The organism is Dietzia sp. DQ12-76 (assembly GCF_014145045.1).
GTDB lineage: Bacteria > Actinomycetota > Actinomycetes > Mycobacteriales > Mycobacteriaceae > Dietzia.
In genome coordinates this window covers 1-1460 of record NZ_JAALDV010000550.1, presented here as the reverse complement: position 1 = coordinate 1460, position 1460 = coordinate 1, and the positions used below count along the sequence as shown (strand labels likewise).

General features: G+C 71.3%; 1 protein-coding gene and 1 pseudogene. Both read left to right on the top strand.

Translation table 11 applies throughout. From position 1 onward, the window contains the following. Positions 1-248 (top strand): annotated as a pseudogene (locus G6019_RS16530) (nucleotidyltransferase family protein); the annotation flags it as partial. Positions 249-390: 142 nt separating this feature from the next. Then, positions 391-1460, top strand: a 1070-nt coding sequence (locus G6019_RS16525; protein ID WP_182628092.1) for an isopenicillin N synthase family dioxygenase, incomplete at its 3' end; no start/stop codon positions are given.

The following is a 1460-nucleotide window of genomic DNA, read 5'->3' as shown; positions in this document are numbered from 1 at the left end:
GCGCGGTGGGCTCCGGCGACGGCCGCCACACCGCCGACCTGGCGGTGGCGACCTATGACGGGCGATGGGGCCATCCCGTGCTGCTCGGCGGACGACACCACCCCGGGGTGATCGCGTCGGCCACAGGTGACGTCGGTGCGCGACGGTACCTGCGCGCACACGCCGACGCCGTGACCGAGGTGCCGTGCGGGGACACCGGGTCGCCGCGCGATGTGGACGTGCCCGGGGATCTTCTGCTCGCCCCGTAACGTCGCTGACACACGGGGTATCCGGCCGGTAATAGCGTGCGGATAGAACTGGTCATCGGCTCGGCCACCCCTCACCGGCAGGCCGCGCCCCGGTACCCCGGCCCCCGTCACCTCGGCCGGCACCCCAGCTCCGGGAGCGGACATGACCACACCACCAGCGACTACCCCACCAGACACCACGACGGACGTCGGTTTCAGTGTCCCGGTGATCGACCTGAGCCCCTACACCTCGAGCGCCGGCGGTCTCGACAACGGCCCTGCCGTCCGCGAACGCGTCGCCCGCGAGATCGACGCCGCGTGCTCGCAGGTGGGCTTCATGCAGATCGTCGGGCACGGCATCGACGACGCGGTGATCGACGGACTGGCGGGGGCGATCGACGAGTTCTTCGCACTGCCCCCCGAGACCAAGAACGGCTATCGCGTGGCCGGCGCCAATCGCGGGTACAGCCCGCCGAAGAGCGAGACACTCAGCCTGAGCCTGGGAGTCGAGTCAGCCAGCCGGATGAACGACTTCTTCGAGGCGTTCAACGTCGGCGTCGAGGCGCGCTCCTTCCCCGACCTGGCACTGGACGAGGCCGACTACGGGATCAACGTGTGGCCGGAGTGCGGCGACTTCCGGGCCCGGATCGACGCCTACTTCGGCGAGGCCTCGAGGGTCGCGCGGACCCTCACCCGGGCGTTCGCCGACGCGCTCGGTGTCCCACCCGAGGTGTTCACCGACATCACCGGACACTCGATCGACGTGCTGCGGCTGAACAACTACGCCCTGCCCCCGGGCCCGATCACCCTCGACGGCGAACTCACCGGGATGGGCGAGCACACCGACTTCGGCCTGGTGACCGTCCTGTGGGCCGACCGCGTGGCGGGTCTGCAGGTCCTGTCCTCCGACGGCGTGTGGCACGACGTCCAGCCCGTCGAGGGCGGACTGCTGGTGAACCTGGGCGATCTCACCGCGCGGCTGACCGGGGACCGTTGGATGTCCACGCTGCACCGGGTCAAGCCCCCGGTCGTCGACGGGGGGATCGTGCGACGACGCTCGGCGGCGTTCTTCCACGACGGCGACGTCGACGCGGTCGTGGGCACCCTGCCCGGCCTCGCCGGCGCGGACCAGTCCGCGTACGAACCGATCACCGTGCGCGACCACATCGCCGCCAAACTCGCCGGTTCGCGCCAGGGCAGGGCCAACACGGGCGCCGTCCGCGAGGCCGCGCG